This is a genomic window from Psychromonas ossibalaenae ATCC BAA-1528 (genome assembly GCF_000381745.1).
Lineage (GTDB): Bacteria > Pseudomonadota > Gammaproteobacteria > Enterobacterales > Psychromonadaceae > Psychromonas > Psychromonas ossibalaenae.
Genome location: NZ_KB907071.1, coordinates 1 through 1,481, shown reverse-complemented (window position 1 = coordinate 1,481; position 1,481 = coordinate 1). Strand labels below are relative to the sequence as shown.

General features: G+C 37.5%; 1 protein-coding gene. It reads right to left on the bottom strand.

Features of this window, described 5'->3' with window-relative positions; genetic code table 11:
• Positions 1-665: 665 nt before the first annotated feature.
• Positions 666-1,481 (bottom strand): MFS transporter (locus G327_RS27135; RefSeq protein ID WP_019617278.1); only part of this gene is annotated, 816 nt, incomplete at its 5' end.

Below are 1,481 nucleotides of genomic sequence, written 5' to 3'. Positions count from 1 at the left end.
CAAAGTCCCAATGAATTTGAGCGTATGGCTAAACCATTAAAAGAAGTAGCTTAAAGAACTTAACTAGGGTGACTGAATTAAGTTGACCAGGTCATGCTGAATATCTACAAATACAGTAAAACCAAAGCTGAATAGAGATTTATAGGGCTAATAATATCACAAGCCGGAATAGGTATACCCTCACAACTTTGCTTCACATCCGAGCCGGACAAAGTGAGCCGCCTGTCTGGAATTACGAAGGAAAACATAAAGAGAACAATACGTATGATTGAACAATAGATAATGATCTTGCCATGATTCGTGTTGCTGATTAGCCGTATTTTACTGGAATTATACCAACTCCATTAATTTTATGATCTTGTATTGCGCAGAAAGAATCAGCCATATCGAGACGTAAGCTACAGTAAGTGGTTGTTCCCCTTACAAGGCTTACAACAAAGAGATGATTGGTTGTAACTAGCAAGACTGAACAGATATTTAATGGAATTGGTATTAATCAGCCGTACATTTTTTATATCGTATTCTTCATAAGAATGAACCGAAAACAGAGTTCAGTAGTCGTGCTACTTTATTTTTCTGAAAATAAAATAAATTATGCATTATCGCTTTACTGCCCCAGTCATAATTTGGGATAGTATTCACCATTTTATAAAAATGCTGATAATTCATCCTAAAACCTCCCGGTTATGTATTTTCTTATCTGCGTTTTTCTTACTGTAAACGCTATAACCCAAGATCAATAAATATCCACACAGAGGCACAATATAGCTCATTCTGATATCACTTAAATCAACCATAACTGCCTGTATAAATGGAACGATCCCGCCACCGATACCACACATAATAAGTACGGCAGAGCCACTACTTGTAAGGGAGCCAAGACCCTCAATTGATTTTGAGAATATGAGTGGATACATAAATGAATTACAGAAGCCAATCAGGATCAACGCGGCACCACCGTAAATATTACTATTTAATATTGCAAAAATAATAAGCAACGAAGCAATACAAGCACTGGCCCCTAACGCTTTAGAAGGTTCACAATAGTGACTAAGTGCACTGTATGTAAAACGGCCGAACATTGAACCAGCCCAATACAGACTGATCAGAGTCATCGCCATGGCCGGTTCTAAAGCCGCGATATTTTTATCGGTAAGGTAACTGATAGTAACTGTGCCTATCGCCACTTCAACTCCCACATAAACGAAAAGAGTACAGGCTCCGAATACAAAGTGTTTCCGTTTAAACAAAGCTTTAATTTGTTCAACATAATGACTCTGCTCATCACTTTTAAAGTCTTGAATATTACTTTTAAAGATAATCACTCCTAGGGAAAAAATTGCGAAAGCGAATAAGAAATAAAGATTAGCAATCCCTAACGTCACTAGTGTCAAACCGATAAATAATGGAGCCAGCGTCGTTCCCAGTGAATTAATCGATGAGGTAAAAGTTAACCTTCTTGATGCAGAAGCCTGATCACC